Origin of the sequence: Bradyrhizobium guangzhouense (assembly GCF_004114955.1) — a bacterium.
Lineage (GTDB): Bacteria > Pseudomonadota > Alphaproteobacteria > Rhizobiales > Xanthobacteraceae > Bradyrhizobium > Bradyrhizobium guangzhouense.
Genome location: NZ_CP030053.1, coordinates 6,126,502 through 6,149,229, shown reverse-complemented (window position 1 = coordinate 6,149,229; position 22,728 = coordinate 6,126,502). Strand labels below are relative to the sequence as shown.

Below are 22,728 nucleotides of genomic sequence, written 5' to 3'. Positions count from 1 at the left end.
CCCGCCGTTTCTTTTGGATCATTGCTGTGGGCGTAGCCGGATAACGTCTTCGTCGCGCGGCTTTCGATTACCGCTACCCCATACATTTTCGATCTGACCGGCCTTGGCAAGGTCGACACAAATGTCCTTCACGTTTGTTTCCCGCAACATGAATGGTTGCAGCAGGGCAGGAACAAGTTTCGAAAACTTGAGTGTCCCATGTTGAATAAGTAACTCCAATATGTAACCTGCGGCCAATCGTTTTTGTTCGCCAACGATTTCCTCAACGGTTGCCTCGCTTAATTCGGCACGCTGATTTGCAAACAAATCGGTAACGTTTAATCGCTCCTCTCTCTTTGCTTCTATTGCGTCTGCCCTACTTTTCGCGTGCCTTCGCAGTGCGTCGTATTCAATCTCACGGAACGTCTTCAATCCTTCAGCGCTCTTGGTTCCGTATGCGATGAAGAAATGCGGGCGCTCGGCTGTTGCCTTGTCGATTTTCGTGGATATCACGAAGTCGAAGTTTCCCGCTTTTCGGAGTGTATCGCGAAATAGCTTTTCGACGGCGAGGCCGCGAGGAATATCTCGATCGAGACGATTGGGCCAATCAGGCCCGCCCAAAATGGGGGCCAACGACTCAATGGTTTCAGGGTCCGGGCTATATGCAAATCGATTGATAAAGTCGTACATGAAGTTGATCAGTACCTCGCACTTGGCCCGCGCAAACAGAGGTCTGATCTTGTCGAATGGATATCCTTTCCATCCGGTGGGGTCGATGAATATCAGAGGGAAGGATGTGCCAACGAAAGATCGAATGATGTCGATCGCATCCTCGAAGTTTCCTTCGTAAGTCTTTATTTCGAAGCCGTCCTCAGGTTTATGGAATTCAGCAACCGCGCTCGCTAGCAGGGAATACGCCTTTGCGTTCTTCTCGGAAAAGAAACATTTGATCCGTCGTCTTTTTCCGGTTCGCGTTAGCACTTGGCTTTGAGCGTCCTTCAAGACGCGGATTGCGATCATGAAAGATGAGTCGCTAAAGTCGGTGGTCTTGGATTCCCACGGACCTGAAAAGCCGTCGACATACGTTACATCAGAAAAATTCAATACCTTAAACGCGAGCGCCTGAAGGTAGCTCTTCAAGATGAAATGCTTGGCCTTGGTCTGCTCGCGACCGAAGTAAGGATCGGTCACAACTAACCTCTCTATTCGGCTGCCTCTAATAGTCTGGTTCGAGAAATCCGGGGGTACTGATTCCATTCACGGCCCTGCAGGAGCCGCCCACCAGACTTCGGTCGGGTGCCGCCCCATTGCTTGAAGAAGAAAGCGACCTTCGCGCTTCGACACTGATCGCGAATTTCGATTGCCCAATCCTCCGCCATTGGTCGTGCGCGCGGGCCGCTTTCACCGCCCACGATCGCCCAATCGATTCCTTCGAGGTTAAGCTTGCCGACAGGACCAAGCAGGGGCTCGAACGAAACGAACTTCGTCGATGCACGCGCGGCGTGGAGATGCTTTAGTCGAACAGCGTTCTGGGCGTCCTCGATAGACACGCCTAACCAAATGTGAGGAGGGGCCTCTTCCGCGCGATATCGATTCAGGAGATATCGCGTCATCAGCGAACTGCGTTTTGTCAGTACCTGAAATGTATGCCAATTGGCGGTCTCCATCGTCTCGAAGATGGAGTCGATGAATGATTTCGGTATCTCTTTGTGAAAGAGGTCACTCATGGAATTAACGAAGATGCGTCGCGGCTGACGCCAACTAAGCGGTTGCTCTAGCCGTTCTGGGCGCAGCTTAAGATCAAAGCCGGATTCGAATGGATGATCAGGCACGCCTCTAAATCGTTCCGAAAACCGCTCGGCGTAGCAGAGGTCGCAGCCACGTGTAATCTTTGTGCATCCGGTGACCGGATTCCACGTGGCGTCAGTCCACTCAATCTGGGTCGAGGCAGCCATATATCCACCATAGAACAAAAAGAGAACTTAGTCAAACCTATAAAGACGTATCAAAAATGAGCACTACCTTGAGTTAACGTAAGCCTGCGCGCAATGCGAGTTCGTTCGATCCAAGATTCTAGAGTTCTGCTTCGCCTTACCCAGCCATGTCGAGTGCTCATCACCTCACCGTCTACTACAACACCCGCTGTCCCGTCTGTGACGCCGGGATCGACTGGCAGCGCAACAAGCTTTTGGCGCTGGTGCGCAGCGGTGCCGTCGAGTTCAAGGACATCAACGAAGAGCCCGATGCGCTGGCGCACTTCGGCGCCTCGCTCGACGACATCAGGCGCCGTCTGCATGCGACCGACGAGGCTGGCCGGCTCATCGTCGGTGCTGACGTCGCGATTGCGCTGTGGAGGCTGACGCCGGGCGAGGGGTGGCTTGCGGCGCTGTCAGGCAATCGCGTGGCGCTGCCGGTCACGCGGTTTGTCTACGATCGTTTTGCCGATCTGCTGTTTGCCTGGAATAAATGGTGCGGGCGCGGGTGAGCGCGCCTGAAGCCATCGGCTCTGGTTTGAGTCGATAGGCCGGCCGCGGGCTCCGACACCTCTCCCCGGCGGGGAGAGGTCGATTTGCCCTGGCGATGCGAAGCATCGTCCAGAGCAAATCGGGTGAGGGGGAGCAGCACACGGTGAGACCGTAAGCCGTCACCCGGCGCGCGGGACGATGCTTCGCATCGCCCGGGACGCGCCGACCTCTCCCAAGGGAGAGGTGACCTCCCGATGCCGCACCAGTTCAGCCCAATCTCGTCGCGGCGTTACTTTTTCTTCGCCCCAACCCGCTCGATCTCCTTGATCTCCAGCGGCGGCCGGCCGCTCTTCTCCGCGATCTCGCGGTCCTGCTCCCTGATGAAATTGCGCGCGGGTTCGTCGCCGTCGAGGCCGCCGAGCAGCTCGGAGGGCACGCGGCGGTTGGAGCGTTGGGAGCCGTCTTCGTAGACGACGTTGAAAAAGGCGAATTCGCCTTTCGGGTTGGTTCCGGGTTTCTTGGCCATGGCGGCTTGTCGTCGATCAGGGCGCCGCAGTCAAATGACTTCGCGCGAGATATCGACGTCCTTCGCGACCGGAATACCAGCGGAGCCGTTGGATCGTGCCTTTCGGCCGGCAGCGGCCTGATGCCTGCGAGCGGCCCTCATCTCCGAGCGGCCCTGAACCTCAATAAACGGCGGGCCGGTGAGCCCGCCGCTTATTGGTTCTTCAGCGTCGCCCGGGGCTGGCAAGGGCGACAACCTGAGATAGAAGGCTATCGCTTGCGCTCTGCGATGGCAAGGCAAATCGTGATGGCGACGATGTCGCAGCGAGCGCATCAGATATGCAGACGATGTCGTCAGCGGGTTCCCGCGATGTCGAAAAGCAGATGCTCCGATGATCGAAATACTCTGTTCATCTTGCAGTTTTTCGCAGCGCAACGAATTCAACCATTAGTGCAAGCGAGCATGCTCTTGAAAATAACATAGGTTAGCTGCTCTGGCGTTGCGAAGCGCCTTTCCCGTCGGCCGTGCGCGCCGCGACAACGACCGCATCGCCAATCGCGATGGGCCTCCCGCCACCGCCTCCGCCCTCGTCCTGCTTGCGTCCCTGCGCCATGATCGCGCTGCCCATCGCGGCGGAGCCGAAGGTGATGACGAACGAGGCCAGCAGCAACACCAGCCCGATGCCGGGCGCGCGATCCGCCAGGATCAACTCGCGCAGATGGCCGGGGTTGAGCCAGAGCAGTCCGCCGACGAGGAGCGCGGCCGCGCAGGCGCCGATCGCAAGGTTGATGGCGAGCAGGCGAAACAGCGGGATGCGGAGCAGGCGGAACGGCCGCGGCCCGGCTGGTCGTTCGGTGTTCGGCACGATGAAGTCTCCACAAATGTTACGCTCGTCCCTCCTTGCCGGCGCAGGGCAATCGCATATGGCGTGCACGATGCGGGCGGCCTGGTGCACCTGCGCTCCCTCTCCCGCTTGCGGGAGAGGGTTGGGGAGAGGGTGTCTCCACGTCGGGACAACCCCCAAAAGGAAAGAACCCTCACCCGCCACGCGCGGGACGATGCTTCGCATCGCCCGGGGCGTGCAATAGCCGAGGCTACGCCTCGGCGTCTTTCGGAAGGACGGCCGCCGAAGGCGGCCTATGCTCTCCCGCAAGCGGGAGAGGCGGGAGCAAGCCCACGACAATCGTAAAATCCATATCAATCGCCCTGCTTGCCGTTGGGGCGACCCGAGCCGCCGTCTCACGCCGCCGGGGCGATCCGCTCGTCCGGCTTGGTCTGCTGCATCTGCTGACGCGCCATCATGTCCTGCCAGAGCGTGGCGATGCTGGCCTGCGTCTGCGGCGCGATCAGGCAATGGCCTTCATTGTCGAAGCCGCAGAACCGCGCGGACGGGTCTTTCCTGACCACGGTCAGCGCCTGGTTGATCATTTCCAGGGAGGTCATGACCTGCTCGATCTGCTGCAGCCGCGTGTGGTGCAGGATGTCCATGAGGCGGAACGTCATCACTGCGGGCTGGCCGTAGGTGATCCCGGGCCGGCCGAACTCGAACAGCACGTTCACCGCCGGGAAGGTGCCGCGGATGTGCTCGAGCACACCGGCGACGTCGTCCACGCTGCAGGCGACGAGATGGGCGGCTTGAGCCGGTGCGGCGACGGGCGGTCGCGGCGCAAGTCCTGCCGAATTAAGTCCGAGCGAATTGATCACCTCCTGCTCGATCCATTGCCGCACCGGTGCGGGCGCGTTGCGGATCTGGTCGGCGGTCAGGGTAATTCCGGTCATGGGCTGGTCTCCTGGGCAGGATGCTTGGACAAGGCGCTCCTGTTTGCTCCAGTCTATGAACGAGGGCCTGAGGCATGTTGATGCGGATCAAGCCGGCAGCGGGCTTGCTCCGCCTCTCCCGCTTGCGGGTGAGGGTTCTTTCCTCTGGGGGATTGTCCCGTTGTGGAGACACCCTCTCCCCAACCCTCTCCCGCAAGCGGGCGAGGGAGCCAAGCGCCGATGCCGCTGCATCGTGCACGCCATATGCGATTGCCCCGCCGACGACCGGAGCCTGCTATGCTGATACTATATCCCTGTTTTGCCCGACGGATCAACATCTATTCGGAAAAATCGCAGTCGCTGCCGCGCCTACTGTGCATGGGGTTGTTTTGCGGTTTTTGTTTCGGCCATCGAGTCCGCCGTCGCTTTGACGCGAATCCCGTTCCCGGGCATGATCGCCTTCCGCTTCGCGTCACTGCAGAGGAACTCCTTCGGATGTTGAGACCGCTTTTCGCCGCCGCCGTCCTTGTCACGCTCGCCGGCGGATCGGCGCAGGCCGCGCGCTGCGGTGGCGACTTCAACAGCTTCGTCGCCAGCATGAGTGCGGAGGCGCAGGCGGCTGGCGTGTCGGCGGGCGTGACCAGCGCGGCATTCAGCGGCATCACCCAGGATGGCGCCGTGCTCGCCTTCGACCGGCGCCAGCGCTACACCTTCAACAAGACCTTCGAGCAATACGTCTCGACCCGCGTCGGCGCCGGCCGCATCAATGGCGGCCGCGCGCTGCTGCAGCGTCATGCCGCGCTGCTCTCGCGCATCGAGCAGCAGTTCGGCGTGCCCAGGGAGATCCTGGTCGCGATCTGGGGCCTGGAGAGCGATTTCGGCAAGGGTGACATGGGCAAGCTGCCCGTGATCCGCACCCTGACCACGCTCGCGCATGATTGCCGCCGCACCGAGCTGTTCCAGGGCGAGCTGCTCGCCGCGCTCAAGATCGTGCAGCGCGGAGACCTGCCGTTGCGCGACCTCATCGGCGCCTATGCCGGCGAGATCGGCCAGACCCAGTTCCTGCCGTCGTCCTACATCAAATACGGCGTCGATTTCGACGGCGACGGCCATGTCGACCTCCGCCACAGCGTCGCCGACGTGCTGGCCTCGACCGCGAACCTGCTGCACTCCAACGGCTTCAAGATGGGCCAGCCCTACGACGAAGGCTCGGCCAATTTCGAAGCGATGCGCGAGTGGAACAGGGCGGTGATCTACCGCAAGACGATCGGCTATTTCGCGGACCGGCTGATGGGGCAGTGACCGCATACGCGGTGTCATCGCCCGACTTGATCGGGCGATCCAGTATTCCAGAGACGGCAGTGATTGAACCGAGGAGCCGCGGCGTACTGGATGCCCCGGTCAAGCCGGGGCAAGACAGCGGAGTGTGGGCGGCGCTATTGCGTCCCTGACGACTTCCCTTTCGTCATCTTCTCCAGCCGCCTTTGCAACGGCGCCCAATACGTCCCCGGGCGGAAGCGCTGCAGGATGTCCATGAACCTCGCGTCATTGCCGATCAGGATGCGCGGCTCGTTGCGCTCGATGCCCCTGATGATGCGCAGCGCCGCGTCCTTCGGCGTCGTCCGCGCCGCGCTCTCGAACCGGTCGATCGCCTGCGCGCGGCGCGCATTGTCGGTGACGCCGACCCCGGTGCGCGATGAGCGCGCGATGGAGGTAGCGACGCCGCCGGGATGAACCACCGAGAGCCTGACAGGGCTTCCCGCGACCGCGAGCTCGTGCCGCACGCTCTCGGAAAAGCCGCGCACCGCGAACTTGGCCGCCGCATAGGCCGATTGTCCCGGCGGCGCGATGATGCCGAAGATCGAGGAGATGTTGACGATATGCGCTTCTGGCCTTGCCTTCAGATGCGGCAGGAAGGCGCGGGTGCCGTGCACCACGCCCCAGAAATTGATGTCGAACAGCCAGTCCATCTGCGCCTGGTCGATCTCCTCGAACGTCCCCATCAGCGCCACGCCGGCATTGTTGATGACGATGTTGAGCGCGGGATGGGCCGCGAGCGCCTCGGCTGCGAATTGCGCGATGTCGTCGGGCTCGCCGACATCGACGCGATGCACGCTGATCTTGCGCTGTGCACCGATCTCGGCGGCGAGCGATTTCAGCCCGGCCTCGTCGCGATCGGCGAGCGCGAGATCGCAGCCGCGGTGTGCGAGTTCAATTGCGAGGGCGCGGCCGATGCCGCTGGCCGCTCCGGTGATGGCGGCGGCGCCGCGAATCGCAGTCATGGGTAGCTCCCTCAATCCTCGAATGGAACTTCAATGTACATATTTTCAGTCTGGAACCGAACCATATCGCCGCTCGCCTCCTTAACCTTCGTGACTTGAAGCGGATGCGAGCATTGGAGCAGCCAGATGGGACAGGCCCAGCCATACCGAGCGACCGCGTTGATCGTCGAGGACGATGCGTTGCAGCGGGAGATGCTCTGCCTCCTGCTCGAGGAGAGCGGCTACCAGGTCATCCAGTGCGAGAGCGCGGAAGCCGCCGAGCGGGTGCTGGACAAGAACGCCGCCGCGCTCTGCCTGATGCTGACCGACGTGCAGCTGGCCGGACGCATGAACGGCGTCGAGCTGGCCCACGTCGCCAAGGACCGCAATCCGAAGCTCGACGTCGTCGTCACCTCCGGCCGCCCCTTGGCGCAGGCCTTGCCCGACGGCGCGAAATTCTGGGCCAAGCCCTGGGCGCCGCTGGACGTGTTGCGCGAAGCCGAGATCGCCCAGCTGAATTGAAGCGCGCCCGGCGCGGCGGCGCTGACCGTGTCGTGACTTCTCGGCAAGCGTCAGGGATGGTAGGGACGGGGCATGTCCTGGTCCTTCCTGCTCACCTCGCTCATCGTCGTCGCCTCGCCCGGCACCGGCGTGCTCTACACCCTGGCTGCGGCACTCACCCGCGGTTCGCGCGCCAGCGTGGCGGCGGCGTTCGGCTGCACGCTCGGGATCGTGCCGCACATGGTCGCGGCGATGCTCGGCCTTGCTGCGGTACTCCACACCAGCGCGCTCGCCTTTGCCGCGCTGAAATGGTGCGGCGTGGCCTATCTGCTCTACATGTCCTGGCAGGCGCTGCGGGAGACGGGGGCGCTCGCGGTCGAGGCTGATATCAAGGAGCGCTCGAGCGGCCGGGTCATCGTCACCGGCTTCCTGATCAACATCCTCAACCCGAAACTCTCGATCTTCTTCCTCGCCTTCCTGCCGCAGTTCATCGCGGTCGACGAGGCGCATGTGCTGGCGCGGATGCTGGAATTGAGCGGGGCATTCATGGCGATGACCCTCGCGGTGTTCGTCATCTACGGCCTCTGCGCCGCCTCCGTGCGCGCGCGCGTCATTTCCCGTCCCGGCGTGATGGCGTGGCTGCGCCGCTCCTTTGCGGCGGGGTTCGCCCTGCTCGGTGCCAAGCTGGCCTTCGCCGAGCGGTAGGCACTAAAAAAGCGGGCCCCGCGCCCGCCATCTTCAAACTCTCTCGGCTTTACCCGCCAGTCCTGCCCGACGCCCGGGCGGAGCGAGCTCCACCCGGGCAAAGAACATCCGCGCTACTTCTTCTTCGCGGCCTTCTTGGCCTTTTTCTTCGTCGCCTTCTTCGCCTTCTTCGCTTTCTTAGCCATAGGATCCTCTTAAGGGTTAATGGTGAAACGCGACACGAGGATCGCTCGGCGGAGGGCCAGCCTCGCAACATCCTCGATGACAAACTCAGCAGATTCGCGCGTCCATGCCCCGCGCTGTCACATCTGTGTCATTACGTTATCCACAGCTCAGATGCGTTTTTAGGTGATTTTGGCCCGCGAATCCGCTTCGCGGTCGGCTTCGACGCGATCGCGCATCGACGCCGACGACGTGCCTAACGATCCGATAACCGAGACGGGGCGTTCATGAATCCAAAACCAAGGGCGCGCTTTCGACGATCGCAGTGAGGTTCCGTTAAGCGCAACCCGCGCATGATCCTCCGCAAGAACACGGGGACGGGGTCATGGACGAACTTCTGCTGGGGACAGGGGGCGGGACGCTGCGCGTATCGCGAACGCCATGCTGAACGTACCGACGCTTTGGACGGTCTTCGTCGTCAACTTCCTGGCGCTGGGCCTGATCTGGGCCTATGTGACGCGCTCCTATCCGAAATTCGAAGCCGCGCGCTACTGGATGGCATCGGCTTTCCTGGGGGCCCTCGGCGCGATGACGGCGCTGGTCCACCTATTCGTCGATTCTCCAATTCCACTTCTGCTCGCGGCCGCCGGCATCATTGCGGCGAGTTGCTTCTCGGCGATGGGCATCCAGCGCTTCTATGATCGCCCGCTCTATCTGCGCCTCATGGTCGGGACGGCGGTTGTCAGCGTCGTCGGTGTCGTGCTGTTCAAGATCGGCTTCAACCAGCTGCAGCTGCGTATGCTGAGCTACACGATCGGCCAGGGCCTGCCGCTGGCTCTGTCGCTGCGCTTGTTGCTGTCGCCGCCGGAGGGCCGTGTCAGCCCCGGCGCGCGGCTGTCCGGCATCGTCATCCTCATCATCATCGCGGTGTTCGTGGCCCGCGCGGTCGGCAATTCGCTCGGCGGCGACTTTTCGGCGATAGCCGGCACTCAGGCCCATGGGGTCATGTTGCTCGGGCTTCTATTTCTGTCGATGACACTCAATTTCGGATTCCTGCTGATGGCAATGGATCGCCTCCGCAACGAGGTCGCCGATCTTGCGCTGCTCGACGATCTCACCGGCGTCGCCAACCGCCGCCACCTGTTGCAGCGGCTGAGCGAGGAATGCGCCCGATCGGAGCGCAGCGGCGAGCCGTTTTCGCTGCTGGTGATCGATCTCGACGGCTTCAAGACGATCAACGATACCCATGGCCACGCCGCGGGCGATGCCTGCCTCCGGCATTTCACCCTGATGGCGCAGACGCGCCTCCGGCCGGGCGACATGCTTGCCCGGACCGGCGGCGACGAGTTCTGTGTCGTGCTGCCGTCCTCGTCCTTGCGCGAGGGTGCGCTGATTGCCCGCCGCATCCTCGAGGTCTGCCGCCAGGATGCCGCCGGCTGCTCCGGCAACGACATCCCGATCGCGATCTCGATCGGCGTTGCGGAATGGGATCGCGGCATCGGCCAATTCCCGGATCGGCTGATCGCCCACGCCGACCATGCCCTCTATGCCGCCAAGAAGAACGGCAAGAACGATTTTGCGATCTACGATCAGGCCCCGCCGCTCTCGCCCGAGCCGGTCGAACCCGCGCGTAAATTCGCGTAAGTTTGCTACGCTTACGGTCCGCTGTTGGATCCTGTGATGATATCTCGCCTCGTTGCGGCGGTTCTCGCCGCGCTCCTGGTCTCTCCCGCCGCAGCCATGGACGCCGGGCTCGCAAAACTCGCGCGCAGCACCGGCACGCCCGATATTCCCGGCCTGAAGATCGTCTGGCTGGCGCCGTGGGGCGATGTCGCTGATGCCCATGCCTGGCGCAACATCATCGTGCACCAGACCGAAGGGCCATCGGGCTCGGCGCGCGGCGGCGCGCAGGAGCAGTTCAAAAATCCCACCCGGCGTGGTGTGATGGTCTGGGTCGAGACCGACGGCACGGTCTACTGGTCGGTCGCGGACACCTTGGTGCCGACCCATACCGACGGCGCCAACCGCAACGACAACAAATACATCGACAACAGCACGACCTATCATCAGGTCGTGCGCGACAATTCGATCGGTGTCGAGTTTGCCGGCAACTATCCCGATGTCACGATCGGGCCGACCGAGGCGCAGGTCGCGGCGTGGAAGATCCTGGTCCAGATCCTGCGCGCCCGCTACGGCATCCCGCTCGACCACGTCTATGCCCACAACTGGATCGACTTCAAGGACGCCCGCTATTGCGAAGGCTGCTGGCTCGCGACGCTTGCAAGGATTTGGGGGGAGTAGCCGCCGTCATTCCGGGGCGCGACGAAGTCGCGAACCCGGAAACCATCGCGCAGCAGAGTCGGTCGATGAATGGATTCCGGGCCCGCGCCAAGGGGCGCGCCCCGGACTGACGAGGGTTACACCGGCTGCGACATCCAGCCGAACAGCCGCCGGAACAATCCCGGCTGCTCAGGCAGCTCCGGCGGGCCGTCCGCGGCCAGCACGCGCTTGAGGAAGTAATCCAGAAAAACCATGTCGTTCGGCTCGGTGACGGTGAATTCCTCCTCACCGAAGTAGACGCTGTAATTGAAGAAGAACGGACCCATGATCGGGATCGTCGCGGTCGAGGCATAGTCCTTGGAGATCACGAACTCCGAGGGATCGAGGCCGTGGTCGCGCATGGCCTGCTCGACCTGCGGCAGCTTGCGCATGAACTGGGCGGAGAAGCCGCCGACGGTGGATTGCAGGATGATCGACACGGTGCGTGTCCGTTCTTTGATTGTCCGATCATCTTTGGTCGGTTGACCCGTCGCAGGCGTTCAAGAGGACCGCCGGCATCTCTCGCAACCATGCTGCGGCTCATACAAAAAAGCCGGCGTTGCCGCCGGCTTTTGGTCTCTTGTCGATCCGCCAATTTCTGGCGCGGGAAAAGCCGCGTTCAGTGCGCGGCTTCCAGCGCGGCCTGTTCGGCCCTTGCGATCGTGCCCTTGACCGCGGACTGCACCTTCTCGAAGGCGCGGACCTCGATCTGGCGGACGCGCTCGCGCGACACGCCGAACTCGGCGGCAAGGTCTTCCAGCGTCATCGGCTCATCGGCGAGGCGGCGAGCCTCGAAGATGCGGCGTTCGCGCGGGTTGAGTACGCCCATGGCGCCGTTCAGCGCGTCCCGGCGGTGATCATATTCCTCGTGCTCCGCCATCATGGCTTCCTGGTTGGGCGTATTGTCGACCAGCCAGTCCTGCCATTCGCCGGCTTCGCCGTCGTCCCGGATCGGCGCGTTGAGCGACGCATCGCCACCGAGGCGGCGGTTCATGTCGATCACGTCCTGATCGGTGACGCCGAGGCGCTTGGCAATGATCTTCACCTGGTCGGGGCGAAGATCGCCCTCGTCCAGCGCGTTGATCTTGCTCTTCGCCTTGCGCAGGTTGAAGAACAGCTTCTTCTGGTTCGCGGTGGTGCCCATCTTCACGAGCGACCAGGAACGCAGGATGTACTCTTGAATCGACGCCTTGATCCACCACATCGCGTAGGTGGCGAGACGGAAGCCCTTCTCGGGCTCGAAACGCTTCACCGCCTGCATCAGGCCGACATTGCCTTCCGAGACGACCTCGGAAATCGGCAAGCCGTAGCCGCGATAGCCCATGGCGATCTTGGCGACGAGCCGGAGATGGCTGGTGACGAGTTGATGTGCCGCGTCGCGATCGTCATGCTCGCGCCAACGCTTGGCGAGCATGTATTCCTGCTGGGGTTCCAGCATCGGGAACTTGCGGATCTCGGCGAGGTAGCGAGAGAGGCCGGATTCTCCATTGAGGACCGGTAAAGCAGCGGTACGGGCCATTATGAAGCCCTCCAAGGTTCAGGCCCCCGATAGCGGCGGGCCAGGCAGACGACCGCTTGGTTAAAGCCGGCCGTAGCTGCGATGTTCCACGTTGGTCACTTCCAACGCAGGCGCAATATACCTCATCGGGGGCCAAAAAGGGAAGGATTGCTGACGTCACGTCCCCGTGTGGCAGCTATAACTTTTTGTAAGGTAAGGCTTTTCTCAAAGCCCCTGCGTCATAGCGCCGCTTTCAATGCGCTCTCCAAGAGAAGCAAATCCTCCGGAAGACCCGCCTCCCAGTGAAGAGGTTCTCCCGTCCTGGGGTGCTCCAATACCAGCAAATAAGCATGCAGGGCCTGCCGCCCGAGAGCCGCCAAAGCGGCCTGCGACTCGGGTCCGAGCTGGTTCGCCTTGGTCTTGAAATGGGGGCCATAGACAGCGTCCCCCATCAGGGGGTGGCCGATATGGGCGAGGTGAACGCGGATCTGGTGGGTACGGCCGGTCTCGAGCTCGCACGCCAGCAGCGCCGCGACCGGCTTGCCGTCGCGCCCAGTAAAGCTCTCCAACAGCTCCCAATGCGTCACCGCTTCGCGGCCACCCTGTCGCACTGCCATCTTTTCCCGCGCATGCGGATGGCGGTCGATCGGCGCGTCGACGGTGCCGCGGTGCCGGCCCGGCAATCCCCAGGCGAAGGCCATGTAACCGCGCCGCATCGGTCCGGTGCGGCCGTGATCGGCGAATTGGGCGGTGAGCGAGGCGTGCGCGAGGTCGTTCTTGGCGACCACCATCAGCCCGGTCGTGTCCTTGTCGAGCCGGTGCACGATGCCGGGCCGGCGCACTCCGCCGATGCCCGACAGCGAACCTCCGCAATGGGCGATCAGCGCGTTGACCAATGTGCCGGTCTCGTGGCCGGCCGCGGGGTGTACGACCAGGCCTTTTGGCTTGTTGATGACGATGATGTCGTCGTCCTCGAACACGATATCCAGCGCGATATCCTCGCCCTTGGGCTGGGGCGGGGCCGCCTCCGGCACGTCGATTCTGATCGTATCGCCTGAGGCGACGTGATAAGCGGGGTCGCGGATCTCGGCGTTCTTGAGGCTCACCGCGCCCGCCAGAATCAGGGCTTTCAGCCTTGATCGCGACAGATCCGGCAGTCGTGCCGCCAGCACGCGGTCGAGCCGAGCCGAGCCCTCGTCGCCTTCGACCACGACGTCCAACCTTTGCGCTGACCCTGAGCTTTCCATGACGACGTCTGATACCGCTGTTCCCGAACCGACCCCCGAGCAGACCGCGCTGTTCGTGCGGGTGCGGCGGATGATGCTGATCGCGGGATTGACCACGGCGCTGGCCGTCTGCGCCGTTCTGATTGCGGTGGGCTACCGCCTTTTCAAGTCGGAGGGAAGGGCGACTGAACCGTTGAGCGACGTCACCGCCACCCTGCCAAAAGGCGCCAAAATCATCTCCACGGGCGTTGCCGGCGATCGCCTCATGGTGACCCTGGATATCGGCGGGGTCACCGAGATCCGCACCTTCGACGCCCACACGCTGAAGCCGACCGGAAACCTGAAATTTGCCAATGAGCCGTGAGGCCGGCTCGTTTACCCCTCCATCGTCGTCCTGGCGAAAGCCAGGACCCATAGTCACGGGCGGGTATAGTTACGGAGATTGGGAGTTAACCCTGCGCGTCACAACTGCTCAATGTGGTAATGGGTCCCGGCTTTCGCCAGGACGACCATGCGGAGACATTTGAAACCCGCAATCTCACCTTGCCGTCGGCAAAATTCGCGGCTATGTCCTCTCCCTCACGCTCCCTTCGTCTAGCGGTTAGGACGCGGCCCTCTCAAGGCTGAAACAGGGGTTCGATTCCCCTAGGGAGCGCCATTTTTCCAGACCGCCCCTGACAGGCAGCTCAGCCGGACCGAAGCCACTGCTCGGCGGTGAGGGCCTTCAGCTCCTCAAAATAAGCCAAATTCGGATCCTCGCCGGCCGCGGTGTCGGGCTTCGCGCCGCCCGCTTCGACCTTGCGCATCAGGTCGTTCATGTGTGCAGCGAGGACTGAGCCGACCGCATGAATGGCCTCGTGGCGGTCGAGCCCCTCGTCCATCAGCCGTTCCAGCGTGCGTCGCACCGGCAGTTCGGGATCGGCAATCTGGCTCTCGACGATTGCATGGAAGATCGCGTGCACTTTTGGCCGCGGAAAGCGGATTCCGGCGCGCCGATGGTAATCCATCACGAGGTCGATCCGTTCCTCCTCATCCAGTGCAAGCCATTGCTCGCGGTCCGGTTCAATGAAGGGGTCGTACGCCAGCATCCTTCCCTCCGCTTCCTCGAGCGCCGACGAGACGAAATCCAAGCCGTCATCCAAACCATGATCCAAGGCATCATCTTGGAGCAATCCCGACGACGGCCCATCAAGCCGTTGCGCGTCGAGGCAGCACTTCTTGAACTTCTTGCCGCTGCCGCAGGGGCAAGGGTCGTTGCGTCCGACCTTCTGCGAGTTCATGAACGGAATCTCCATCGATAGAGCCGGACCCAAGCTTTTTGCAGCAATGACGATATCGGCATTGGTACCGCGCCGAGCAACATCAGGTCATGATAAACAGGCTCTGACGCTCTTCGCCGGAGCGTCCGGACCCAATTCCTCCCACATCCAACCGAAGCTGTAACTGCATCGCGCCGGAGCCATCGCCGGACTTGGCCGTCATGTTCTCCAGCAGCTTGAGCCATTCGGCGACTTGGTCTGGTCCGTCCTTCGCCTTGACCGTGGCGCGATGCGTCAAACCTCCGAGCGTGCCAACCGGCTCATCGACGACGCTGCGGCATGCTGCGCTCAAAGGCGCGATGTGTCATGCAAAAACGCGCCCACCTTGCAGGAAAGGTCAGGCCTGGTCAGTCAGGTCAATATAAGCCATCTTGTCCATGACGCCGCCGATCAGCCCCGCTTTGTAGACGGCTTCAGCGAAGCGTCGGTCCTCGGCTATGCGGCTAAGCTCCCTGTTGCCGATGCTCCGGGGCAGCATCGCACAAATTGCTTCGAGCATTTCGACCTCGAATGGGACGTTGACGCCGGCGGTCATCGAGAACGGACCGGGGGTGATCAGTCTGGTCGCAATCAATTCTCCTTCGTCCATCGAAGCTTCAAGCCCAACGTCGAGCAGCCACACTTTGGTGTTGCGGAGAATATCGGTGACGATCAGGCCCGCAGAGTCGTGAGGTCGTTCGATCAGAAGTATCGCGAACTGTGAAGCGCGCATCGCGTCCAACATCAACCGCTCGTCGGATTGCGGTGCGAATGGGGCCGGCCTCGCGTAGCGGTCGATCGCCCGGGAGCGGTCGGCCGGCGCCGTGTAAATGGCGAGGTCGTAGACGAAATACATCTCGTCCTCATGGTCGAGAACGAAGGTTCTTCCCTGTGCCAATCCGAGCCGACGCGCCTGACTCAAGAGTGCGTCGGCAGAGATGGACCTGAGGACGTCGTCGTGAAGTGTCTTGGAGATTTTCCGAAGATGAAGATACCTGTCGAGAAGATCGTCCCGCGTCGAACGCATATCGGGACCCCAAGGCAGTGGTGGCTGGCGCTGGACGAGAGGAAGGGCCATAGAAAGTCTCCGCATTGGACCGACGACCTCTGCAAAAGTTACGCTCTGGATCGATTCGCGTAACTCCCAATTTCGCGATTTCACATTGGCCGGAGGCGCCAGGTTCCACCTTTCCCACAGCCGAGGAAAATCATCTCGCAAGGTCGAAAGGCGCTTAATCGTGGGAGCGGCAGGGCTGTCAGCACACTCAGCCTGTTCGGCCTATTTATTGGTCGGTGTTCACAAGATGATTGGATTTATATTTCAACAACATACGAGTCTCGGCCTGTTCTGAACGGCACGCCATTCCACTCTATGGTGCCGTTGGAATCTCCGTTCGCCCGCGCCGGTTTCAGATGACACTTGGTTGATTTCACCCCCCGCTGGTCGTTGGCTTGCCACACCGAACCCCGAGGCGCAGATTGCGCTCCACGGTTTCCGTCCATGCTTCGGGGGGAATGCTAGGTGGACAAGGGCGAAAATGATCTCAATGGTTGCTACGCCATTGAGCCCGTTGCCGCGAAGGGGGACTTGCAGGCCATCGGATCGCCGCTCGCGTCTAACTCGCTTGGTTTCCGCGCAGCCGAGATCCTCGGCAGGCTGCGTAGCGGCGTCGGTTTCCGCCTGCTGGCCGCCGTGCTGCTGTTCAGCTCGCTCGTCACGCTGACGCTGACCGCGCTTCAACTTTACCTCGACTACGATCACGAAGTCGGCGTTATCGAGACGCGTCTCGACGAGATCGGCCGAAGCTACCTTGCGAGCCTCGGCGAGAGCCTTTGGGCGCTCGACCAGAACCAGCTCCAGCTCCAGCTCAACGGCATTCACCGCCTGCCCGGTATCCGCGCAGTCGAGGTCCGAGAGGTCATCGACCGCAAGGATCCGATTCACATCTCCGTCGGAGAGCGCAGCGCGCGCGCCAGCATCGCCCGCGAATATCCGCTCGACTACATGGTTCGCGGCATAAAACGTCCGATCGGGATCCTTTATGTCGAAGCGACACTCACCGAGGTCTGCCGCCATCTCCTGAACCGGACTCTCGTCATCCTCGTGAGCCAGGCGGCCAAGACGTTTCTCGTCTCGCTCTTCATCCTCTATATCTTCCACGTCCTGGTCACCCGCCACCTCATCACCATCGCCGGCTTTGTCGGAAGCTACAATTTTGCGCGGCCGCCGCCGCCGTTGCAGCTGAGCAGGAGAGTCCGCGACAAGCCCGACGAGCTCGACAAGGTCGCGGACGCCTTCAATGATTTGTGCGCCAATTTGCAGCGCGCCTATGGCGATCTGCAACAGGTGAACGCGCAGCTTCAGCAAGACCTCTTTGTGCGCCAGAAGGCCGAGCAGGCCGCCCAGTTGAGTGAGCAGCGCTTTCGCGATTACGCGGAGACCGCATCCGACTGGTTCTGGGAAACCGGACCGGATCATCATTTCACCTACATATCGGAAAGGCTGGATGCCTTCGGGATGGACCGAGCCGCGTTGATCGGCACGAGCCGCATCGAAACCGCGATCAACAGCGGCGCCGAGCCGGAGAAATGGCGCGCACATGAAGCCGTGCTGGAACGTCACGAGCCGTTCCGCAATTTCGAGTACACGAGGCGCGATCTGGCCGGGCGACTGCGCCATGTCAGCGTCAGCGGGCAGCCCGCATTCGCATCCGATGGCCGCTTCCTGGGATATCGCGGCACCGGCACCGACCTGACCGAGCAGCACGACACCACGGACAGGTTGCGCCAGTCCCAGAAGATGGACGCGATCGGCCAGCTCACTGGCGGCGTCGCTCACGACTTCAACAACGTGCTGACGGTGATCACCGGCACCATCGAGATCATTCAGGAAGGCGTAGCCGACCGGCCCGAGCTCGCCGCGATCGCCCAGCTCATCGACGAAGCGGCCGTGCGCGGCGCCGAGATCACTTCGCAGCTTCTGACCTTCGCGCGCCGCCAGCCGTTGCAGCCACGCGAGGTCGACATCAACGACCTGGTGCTCGATGTCTGCAAGCTGCTCAAGCCGATGCTCGGCGAGCACATCGAGATCGACACGCTGCTTGCGGGCGATGCGTGGTCTGCGCTGGCCGATCCATCGCAGCTTTCGGCGGCGATCGTCAATCTCGCGATCAATGCAAGAGATGCCATGCCCGGCGGCGGCAAGCTGGTGCTCCAAAGCGCCAACGTGGTCATCGATGACGCTGCCTCGTTCGACGACGAGGTGCGCGCCGGCGCATACGTGATGATCACGGTCGCCGACACCGGCCAGGGTATTCCGGCTGACATCATCGGTCGGGTGTTCGAGCCTTTCTTCACGACCAAAGGGGTCGGCCGCGGCACCGGGCTGGGGCTTGCGATGGTCTACGGGTTTGCCAGGCAGACCGGCGGCGCCGTGAAGATCGAAAGCGAACAGGGGCGGGGCACCGTGGTCAGGCTTTACCTGCCGCGCTCGGAGATTCAGGCCACCGCGAAATCGGCATCCGCTCCGGCCGTCGCTGCGATCGGCGGCCAGGAAACCATCCTGGTGGTCGAGGACGATCCGCTGGTGCAAGGCTATGTGATCGCCCAGCTCGGCGGCCTCGGCTACAAGACCCTGATCGCCAGCGACGCAGAGGCGGCATTGGCGCTGGTCGACCAGGGTGCCGAGTTCGATCTTCTGTTCACCGATGTGGTCATGCCGGGCGGAATGAACGGGCGCCAACTGGCAGAGGCCGTGCTAGCGCGTCGCCCGGGGATGAAGGTGCTCTACACGTCGGGCTACACCGACGAGTTCGTCCACGACGGACGTCTCGACACCGGCGTCGCGCTGCTGCGCAAGCCATACCGAAGAGCTGATCTCGCGCAGATGATCCGCGAGGTCCTATCGGCAAAATAATGTGCAAGATCCTTTGAGTGCTGCGAGGCCAAGTACCGATTCTGCGAGAGCGCTTCATGTCATCCTCTCATCCCCATGCATCCGGCCGTTGCTTGCAGAACTGCCGATCGTGTTTCCTGTTCGCGGCTCTCCTGCTGCTGGCGGTGCTGCCTCATGCTCTCCGTGCGGAATCGTTGCGTCCGTTCGTGATGGTGACGGACCAGCCAGAAACCACATACGAAGGCAAATGGCAGCGGCTCGCCTACCAGGAGGCGTTCAAGCGGCTCGGCGTTCCACTCGAGGTCGACCTGATGCCGACGCAGCGGGTGAGCGCGATGGTCGATTCCGGCGCCGTCGATGGGCAGTTCATGCGCGTTCCCGCCTACGGGGAGACGCACCCCGACCAGGTCCGGGTCGACGAGTCGATCTACGAGGTGAGGTTTGCGATCTGGGCCAGCAATCCGGCGCTGACCTTGCCGCGTCTCGAGGATCTGGCTGCGACGAACTGGATCGGCGTCTATCGACGCGGCGTCGAGCTGTGCCAGCGCTCGTTATCATCTCTGGTGCCGGAGACGCGCCTCACCAGCATCGCGACCGAGTATGACGGCTTGCGCATGCTGTTGAGCGGCCGCGTCGACTTTTTCTGCGAGATCGATGCCGCGCTCCTAAGCGCGCTCTATTCGCCCGAGTTCAAGGGCGTCACTTCGGTGCGGCCGCTGCTGACGATCGGCGACCGGATGGTGCTCTATCCATATCTGTACAAGACCCATGCCGACCTCGCGCCCCGCCTTGCCGCCGTTCTGAAGGAGATGAAGGCGGAGGGCCTGCTGGAACGGTACAGACAGCAAGCGCGGGAGAGGTGAGCGCGGGTGACGAACAGGCCGCCTCCGTCTCAACGTCCGGTCCACAGACGTCAGGGCTTGGGGCCGGTCGGCCGATGCCGCTCGAAGTCGGCGCCCCCGATTTGGTCGGGCGTCTGCCGCATGAGCTATTGCAGGAAGAAGCGCGGCTCTCTCACGAAGATGAAGTTGAACGCCTGGCTCCGGTTGATGGTCACCGTCGGTGGTTCGTCCTGGCAAATGACCCGTTCGTGAAGCAGGCTCTGCGGATGATTGAGTAGCTGCGAGACGGGATCGATCGGATCGGGGAATTCGGCGCTTTCCCCGTGAAACCAGACGATGGCGAAGTCGTCGCGCGCCATGGCCACGACCTGATCCACGCGGCCTTGCTTCAACCGGGGCACCAGTCCGGCCAGCGCGGCGCGGAGGGCAGCCCGAAACTGGCTTCCGGTTTGCGTCGCGTCCTTCTTCAATCCGATCAGGACGTGAGTGACGCCGTATTGCCAATCGATATCGGTCGGGAAAAGGAAAAACGGATCCACGGCCGTCGGCGGAAGCTCGTCCATGAGGATCGGGAACGAGGCTCCGGACGGCGGCGATGCGTAAACGCCGCCATGGGTCTGGGTGTAGACCCGGCCACGCAGCGTTTCGCTGCTGGCATGCCGCCACGCGGCCGGACTGGGATAGCAGATCAGGGCAAATTCGTGCGGCAGTCCGGCGGGCGGATTCGACACCACGCCGGGCAGGTACGCTGCAAGTCCGAGCGGCTGCAACATATAGGGCGTACCGGGCATGAAGGTCTGCCCCAGTTGGGTGAAGAACTGGCTCTCGTTCAATTCGGGCCGGTTGAAGCCGCAGAACACGCGGATCGCCGACGTGGGTGTCGCGTAGCTGAATGGCTGGTTCGACATGCCGTTCCCCCTAGAGCTCGGATGCAAGCTGGGTGGCCTGCCGTCGCGCGACCGCGACGATGGTGAGGTGCGGATTTGCTGGAGATACGCTCGGCCAGGATGCGGAATCGCACACGACGAGCCGCTTGACGGCCCAGAAGCGCCCGAACGAATCCGTCATTGACGAGGCGGGATCACGCCCCATGATCAGCCCGCCGGCTTCGTGATGGCTGGCACCGAGCGGCAGGTTCTGGACCTGCGCTGAATCGGCGCCGAGCGCGCAACGCGTCTGCTCCAGCGCCGCCATTTGACGGGCTGCGAGCGCCTGGTCGTCCGCGTCGGGCGAGATCGTCACGCGATACGATCCCGGGGCATCTCCTGGCAATGCCTCGACGAAATTGCCCGCGCGTGGTTGAATCGGGGCGAAACTCCGGACCATTGCCGCATAATACGGACCGCGATCGGGTGCCCAAGGACCGTGTTCCCTGGCCAGAAAGAGATTGTCCGACGGCAGATGAATCTCGATCTGGTAGTCCCGCGTCTTGTCGGCGGGAATCCAGATGATCGAAACTTCCGGCGTATCGGCCAGATAATCGGCTGGATTCATCGGATAATAGGCCCGCACGAAATTGTGGTCCGAGATGAAACGGCCGGCGAGATTGTGCGGATTCGGCAGACCCGATGCCAGGGCAAGCCTCGTCGATTCGAAGGCGCCGGCGGCCAGCACGACCGAGTGCGCATTGACCCGCAGGACCGCCCCTGTCGCGAGGTCGAGGGCCTCGACACCGGAGGCCGTATCGCCGGACAGGAGAATCTTTCTGGCGAAAGCACGCGTCGATATCGATATCAGCCCGGATGTCGTGACCGCGGTCGAACGGAGCAGCGGGGCGAGCGAATTGCCGACCGTTCCGGCCAGCCAGCCGGATGCGGTCTTGTGGCAATCGACGGCGTATGGACCAAGGCGCGCGTCGAGCCCTGCACTTTTCAGCCGTGCCATCAGCAAATCGCTCAGCCGTCCCGCGCTGTATTCGGTCGTGACCCGAAACTCGGCTTCCGCCCATTCATAGTGATTGTCGATCTCGCCGATCGAAAACGGCCAGTCGTCGAAATCGTCCGCGTCGAACCGGGGGGCCGCACCGTTCCAGAACAGGCCGCGCCCGCCGAGACAGCCGATCAGCGATCCGAACGTTCCGCCGCCGGAGAGCTGCGGGCTGTAGGACAGCGCCTGCTGAACGCCTCGCACGAGGTTGGGATCAAACCTCAAGTCGGTGCTCTGGACATGAGTCAAGAGCGACAGCGGCCCTGCTTCGAGCAGAGCGACGCGCTTGCCCGCCTCCGCAAGCGTGCGCGCGGCGGTGATGCCCGCGCTTCCACCGCCCACCACCACGGCATCGAACGGGGACGTCAAGGAGCTCGCGCTGACCTTGGTCAAGGCAACCGTCAATTTGTCGGCAACGGGGTCCGTCACCTAACTCTCCGCGACCAGCAGAAACAGCTGCTTTTCATCGATCACGACAGGCAGCAGGGTGTGAGCGGCGGCCACGGCCTTGGCGTTGGCCAATTGCGACCACCCGGCACAGGTGCTGTAGATCCGGTATGCGACGACCGCCCCGTCCGGGCGATACGCGACGAAATGCGGATGCCCCTGATCCCGTTCGAACGGTGCCACCAGACTCAGCGTCTGGGCGTCGACGAGCTGCATGTTGCTATCTACCTCGCTCGTGCCGGTGGCGGGGTCGTCGAGCACGTGGTCGATGTTGACGTTTGGAAACTTGGTATTCGTCTTGAGGAAGAAAACCTCTTTCCCCAGCGTGAAGAACGCAAACCTGGTCCAGCCCGGCGCCCAGACATGATCCCAGACGGTATGAGCTGCGATTGGCGGCGCGCCGGGCTGCGACGAAACCAGGCCTTCGATGCGATAGAGGCATACGCTTCCGCTGTCGAAGCCGTATCCCATGATGATGACCCGGCCGCCCGCAACGAACGATTTGACCATCGTGAAGTCGCGCGACATCGCCGGGGCATGGAAGCGGGAGTACATGTACTTTCCGCGAATGGCGAGATCGGATCCCAGCGAGAAAAATCCGAATAGCCCCGTATCGGGGCGATAAGTCATGAGGAAGTTCTCGTTGTAATACTTGAACGCATCGAGGGTGGACCAGCCCGTCCCGAGATTGATCGATGCGACCTTACGGGTCGGCGGGTCCGACAGGGTGGTCTGGAACAGGTCTGTCGTCCCGTCGGCCGCGCGATATGCACACAGGATGTGATCGTCTCCATTCCGAATGAAGACGAAGGCATCGTAGCGAGGGCCCGCGAATTCCGCGGGCGTTCCGGAATACGCTGAGGTCAGCGTCCAGCTACCCTTGTTCGAGCTAAGCTCGAGGAGCTGCAAGGTCGTGGCCATGGTGATGTCTCTCTCGGCCG

The 22,728-nt window shown here is 62.4% G+C and carries 23 protein-coding genes, 1 tRNA gene and 1 pseudogene; 10 read left to right on the top strand and 15 right to left on the bottom strand.

Annotated elements, in window-relative coordinates:
• Positions 1-18: 18 nt before the first annotated feature.
• Positions 19-1,170 (bottom strand): three-Cys-motif partner protein TcmP, encoded by a 1,152-nt coding sequence (gene tcmP, locus XH91_RS29295; RefSeq protein ID WP_164934031.1) that lies wholly within the window; start codon positions 1,168-1,170, stop codon positions 19-21.
• An 11-nt stretch (positions 1,171-1,181) separates the two neighbouring features.
• Positions 1,182-1,934, bottom strand: a complete 753-nt coding sequence (locus XH91_RS29290; RefSeq protein ID WP_128953815.1) for a DUF5131 family protein — start codon at positions 1,932-1,934, stop codon at positions 1,182-1,184.
• 146 nt (positions 1,935-2,080) lie between these two features.
• On the opposite strand from XH91_RS29290, the gene XH91_RS29285 reads away from it, so the two are divergent.
• A complete protein-coding gene (locus XH91_RS29285; protein ID WP_128953814.1) occupies positions 2,081-2,464 on the top strand; it encodes a thiol-disulfide oxidoreductase DCC family protein in 384 nt (127 codons plus the stop codon).
• Between the two features lie 269 nt (positions 2,465-2,733).
• Here the strand turns inward: XH91_RS29285 and XH91_RS29280 are convergent, their stop codons facing one another.
• From XH91_RS29280 to XH91_RS29270, 3 genes are all read right to left on the bottom strand, one after another.
• Positions 2,734-2,970 carry a hypothetical protein gene (locus tag XH91_RS29280; RefSeq protein WP_128953813.1) on the bottom strand — a complete coding sequence of 79 codons (237 nt, stop codon included), beginning with the start codon at positions 2,968-2,970 and terminating at the stop codon, positions 2,734-2,736.
• A gap of 463 nt (positions 2,971-3,433) precedes the next feature.
• Positions 3,434-3,814 carry a hypothetical protein gene (locus XH91_RS29275; RefSeq protein WP_245477246.1) on the bottom strand — a complete coding sequence of 127 codons (381 nt, stop codon included), beginning with the start codon at positions 3,812-3,814 and terminating at the stop codon, positions 3,434-3,436.
• Positions 3,815-4,188: 374 nt separating this feature from the next.
• Positions 4,189-4,728, bottom strand: a complete 540-nt coding sequence (locus XH91_RS29270; protein WP_128953812.1) for a hypothetical protein — start codon at positions 4,726-4,728, stop codon at positions 4,189-4,191.
• A 474-nt stretch (positions 4,729-5,202) separates the two neighbouring features.
• On the opposite strand from XH91_RS29270, the gene XH91_RS29260 reads away from it, so the two are divergent.
• Positions 5,203-6,009 carry a lytic murein transglycosylase gene (locus tag XH91_RS29260; RefSeq protein ID WP_128953810.1) on the top strand — a complete coding sequence of 269 codons (807 nt, stop codon included), beginning with the start codon at positions 5,203-5,205 and terminating at the stop codon, positions 6,007-6,009.
• A 134-nt stretch (positions 6,010-6,143) separates the two neighbouring features.
• Here XH91_RS29260 and XH91_RS29255 read toward each other — a convergent pair whose 3' ends face one another.
• The gene (locus XH91_RS29255; protein ID WP_128953809.1) at positions 6,144-6,989 is read right to left on the bottom strand and encodes an SDR family NAD(P)-dependent oxidoreductase; all 846 of its coding nucleotides are present in this window, start codon (positions 6,987-6,989) and stop codon (positions 6,144-6,146) included.
• A gap of 126 nt (positions 6,990-7,115) precedes the next feature.
• Here XH91_RS29255 and XH91_RS29250 point away from each other — a divergent pair, with 126 nt between their 5' ends.
• The 4 genes from XH91_RS29250 to XH91_RS29235 all read left to right on the top strand — a co-directional run bounded on the left by XH91_RS29250 (position 7,116) and on the right by XH91_RS29235 (position 10,637).
• Complete coding sequence (locus tag XH91_RS29250; RefSeq protein WP_128953808.1) at positions 7,116-7,490, top strand: response regulator; 375 nt, start codon at positions 7,116-7,118, stop codon at positions 7,488-7,490.
• Between the two features lie 72 nt (positions 7,491-7,562).
• Positions 7,563-8,174 carry a LysE family translocator gene (locus XH91_RS29245; RefSeq protein ID WP_128953807.1) on the top strand — a complete coding sequence of 204 codons (612 nt, stop codon included), beginning with the start codon at positions 7,563-7,565 and terminating at the stop codon, positions 8,172-8,174.
• 603 nt (positions 8,175-8,777) lie between these two features.
• On the top strand, positions 8,778-9,980 hold the full coding sequence (locus XH91_RS29240) for a GGDEF domain-containing protein (protein WP_128953806.1): 1,203 nt from the start codon (positions 8,778-8,780) through the stop codon (positions 9,978-9,980).
• A gap of 36 nt (positions 9,981-10,016) precedes the next feature.
• Positions 10,017-10,637 carry a peptidoglycan recognition protein family protein gene (locus tag XH91_RS29235; RefSeq protein WP_206733531.1) on the top strand — a complete coding sequence of 207 codons (621 nt, stop codon included), beginning with the start codon at positions 10,017-10,019 and terminating at the stop codon, positions 10,635-10,637.
• Between the two features lie 116 nt (positions 10,638-10,753).
• Here the strand turns inward: XH91_RS29235 and XH91_RS29230 are convergent, their stop codons facing one another.
• The 3 genes from XH91_RS29230 to XH91_RS29220 all read right to left on the bottom strand — a co-directional run bounded on the left by XH91_RS29230 (position 10,754) and on the right by XH91_RS29220 (position 13,400).
• A complete protein-coding gene (locus XH91_RS29230) occupies positions 10,754-11,095 on the bottom strand; it encodes a hypothetical protein (RefSeq protein ID WP_128953804.1) in 342 nt (113 codons plus the stop codon).
• 179 nt (positions 11,096-11,274) lie between these two features.
• The gene (gene rpoH / locus XH91_RS29225) at positions 11,275-12,174 is read right to left on the bottom strand and encodes an RNA polymerase sigma factor RpoH (protein ID WP_100178250.1); all 900 of its coding nucleotides are present in this window, start codon (positions 12,172-12,174) and stop codon (positions 11,275-11,277) included.
• Between the two features lie 218 nt (positions 12,175-12,392).
• The gene (locus XH91_RS29220; RefSeq protein ID WP_128953803.1) at positions 12,393-13,400 is read right to left on the bottom strand and encodes an RluA family pseudouridine synthase; all 1,008 of its coding nucleotides are present in this window, start codon (positions 13,398-13,400) and stop codon (positions 12,393-12,395) included.
• On the opposite strand from XH91_RS29220, the gene XH91_RS29215 reads away from it, so the two are divergent.
• Together XH91_RS29215 and XH91_RS29210 are read left to right on the top strand one after the other, a co-directional pair.
• Positions 13,399-13,743 carry a hypothetical protein gene (locus tag XH91_RS29215; RefSeq protein ID WP_128953802.1) on the top strand — a complete coding sequence of 115 codons (345 nt, stop codon included), beginning with the start codon at positions 13,399-13,401 and terminating at the stop codon, positions 13,741-13,743. The genes XH91_RS29220 and XH91_RS29215 overlap by 2 nt on opposite strands.
• A gap of 219 nt (positions 13,744-13,962) precedes the next feature.
• Positions 13,963-14,037: transfer RNA gene (locus tag XH91_RS29210), tRNA-Glu, on the top strand.
• 523 nt (positions 14,038-14,560) lie between these two features.
• Here the strand turns inward: XH91_RS29210 and XH91_RS29200 are convergent.
• The 3 genes and pseudogenes from XH91_RS29200 to XH91_RS29190 all read right to left on the bottom strand — a co-directional run.
• Positions 14,561-14,644, bottom strand: a pseudogene (locus XH91_RS29200) (SEC-C metal-binding domain-containing protein); the annotation flags it as partial.
• A gap of 97 nt (positions 14,645-14,741) precedes the next feature.
• Complete coding sequence (locus XH91_RS29195; RefSeq protein WP_128953801.1) at positions 14,742-14,990, bottom strand: hypothetical protein; 249 nt, start codon at positions 14,988-14,990, stop codon at positions 14,742-14,744.
• Between the two features lie 45 nt (positions 14,991-15,035).
• Entirely contained in the window at positions 15,036-15,755 is a 720-nt protein-coding gene (locus XH91_RS29190; RefSeq protein ID WP_128953800.1) for a DUF7986 domain-containing protein, read from the bottom strand.
• Positions 15,756-16,199: 444 nt separating this feature from the next.
• On the opposite strand from XH91_RS29190, the gene XH91_RS29185 reads away from it, so the two are divergent.
• Positions 16,200-18,593, top strand: coding sequence for an ATP-binding protein (locus XH91_RS29185; protein WP_128953799.1), 2,394 nt, complete (start codon positions 16,200-16,202; stop codon positions 18,591-18,593).
• A 56-nt stretch (positions 18,594-18,649) separates the two neighbouring features.
• Positions 18,650-19,435: a substrate-binding periplasmic protein gene (locus XH91_RS29180; RefSeq protein WP_128953798.1), complete on the top strand. Its 786-nt coding sequence runs from the start codon at positions 18,650-18,652 to the stop codon at positions 19,433-19,435.
• A 125-nt stretch (positions 19,436-19,560) separates the two neighbouring features.
• Here the strand turns inward: XH91_RS29180 and XH91_RS29175 are convergent, their stop codons facing one another.
• Genes XH91_RS29175 through XH91_RS29165 form a run of 3 tightly spaced genes read right to left on the bottom strand, consistent with a single transcriptional unit; the run spans position 19,561 to position 22,708 of the window.
• On the bottom strand, positions 19,561-20,274 hold the full coding sequence (locus XH91_RS29175; protein WP_128953797.1) for a hypothetical protein: 714 nt from the start codon (positions 20,272-20,274) through the stop codon (positions 19,561-19,563).
• Between the two features lie 58 nt (positions 20,275-20,332).
• The gene (locus XH91_RS29170; protein ID WP_128953796.1) at positions 20,333-21,769 is read right to left on the bottom strand and encodes a GMC oxidoreductase; all 1,437 of its coding nucleotides are present in this window, start codon (positions 21,767-21,769) and stop codon (positions 20,333-20,335) included.
• Positions 21,770-22,708, bottom strand: coding sequence for a hypothetical protein (locus tag XH91_RS29165; protein WP_128953795.1), 939 nt, complete (start codon positions 22,706-22,708; stop codon positions 21,770-21,772). It abuts the gene before it with no gap.
• Positions 22,709-22,728: the final 20 nt, after the last annotated feature.

What these genes read in the sequence shown, in the direction of transcription:
- XH91_RS29290 (WP_128953815.1), bottom strand. Translation starts at nt 1,934, where the DNA reads ATGGCTGCCTCGACCCAGATTGAGTGGACTGACGCCACGTGGAATCCG.
- XH91_RS29285 (WP_128953814.1), top strand. Translation starts at nt 2,081, where the DNA reads ATGTCGAGTGCTCATCACCTCACCGTCTACTACAACACCCGCTGTCCC.
- XH91_RS29280 (WP_128953813.1), bottom strand. Translation starts at nt 2,970, where the DNA reads ATGGCCAAGAAACCCGGAACCAACCCGAAAGGCGAATTCGCCTTTTTC.
- XH91_RS29270 (WP_128953812.1), bottom strand. Translation starts at nt 4,728, where the DNA reads ATGACCGGAATTACCCTGACCGCCGACCAGATCCGCAACGCGCCCGCA.
- XH91_RS29260 (WP_128953810.1), top strand. Translation starts at nt 5,203, where the DNA reads ATGTTGAGACCGCTTTTCGCCGCCGCCGTCCTTGTCACGCTCGCCGGC.
- XH91_RS29255 (WP_128953809.1), bottom strand. Translation starts at nt 6,989, where the DNA reads ATGACTGCGATTCGCGGCGCCGCCGCCATCACCGGAGCGGCCAGCGGC.
- XH91_RS29250 (WP_128953808.1), top strand. Translation starts at nt 7,116, where the DNA reads ATGGGACAGGCCCAGCCATACCGAGCGACCGCGTTGATCGTCGAGGAC.
- XH91_RS29245 (WP_128953807.1), top strand. Translation starts at nt 7,563, where the DNA reads ATGTCCTGGTCCTTCCTGCTCACCTCGCTCATCGTCGTCGCCTCGCCC.
- XH91_RS29240 (WP_128953806.1), top strand. Translation starts at nt 8,778, where the DNA reads ATGCTGAACGTACCGACGCTTTGGACGGTCTTCGTCGTCAACTTCCTG.
- XH91_RS29235 (WP_206733531.1), top strand. Translation starts at nt 10,017, where the DNA reads ATGATATCTCGCCTCGTTGCGGCGGTTCTCGCCGCGCTCCTGGTCTCT.
- rpoH (WP_100178250.1), bottom strand. Translation starts at nt 12,174, where the DNA reads ATGGCCCGTACCGCTGCTTTACCGGTCCTCAATGGAGAATCCGGCCTC.
- XH91_RS29215 (WP_128953802.1), top strand. Translation starts at nt 13,399, where the DNA reads ATGACGACGTCTGATACCGCTGTTCCCGAACCGACCCCCGAGCAGACC.
- XH91_RS29220 (WP_128953803.1), bottom strand. Translation starts at nt 13,400, where the DNA reads ATGGAAAGCTCAGGGTCAGCGCAAAGGTTGGACGTCGTGGTCGAAGGC.
- XH91_RS29190 (WP_128953800.1), bottom strand. Translation starts at nt 15,755, where the DNA reads ATGGCCCTTCCTCTCGTCCAGCGCCAGCCACCACTGCCTTGGGGTCCC.
- XH91_RS29180 (WP_128953798.1), top strand. Translation starts at nt 18,650, where the DNA reads ATGTCATCCTCTCATCCCCATGCATCCGGCCGTTGCTTGCAGAACTGC.
- XH91_RS29165 (WP_128953795.1), bottom strand. Translation starts at nt 22,708, where the DNA reads ATGGCCACGACCTTGCAGCTCCTCGAGCTTAGCTCGAACAAGGGTAGC.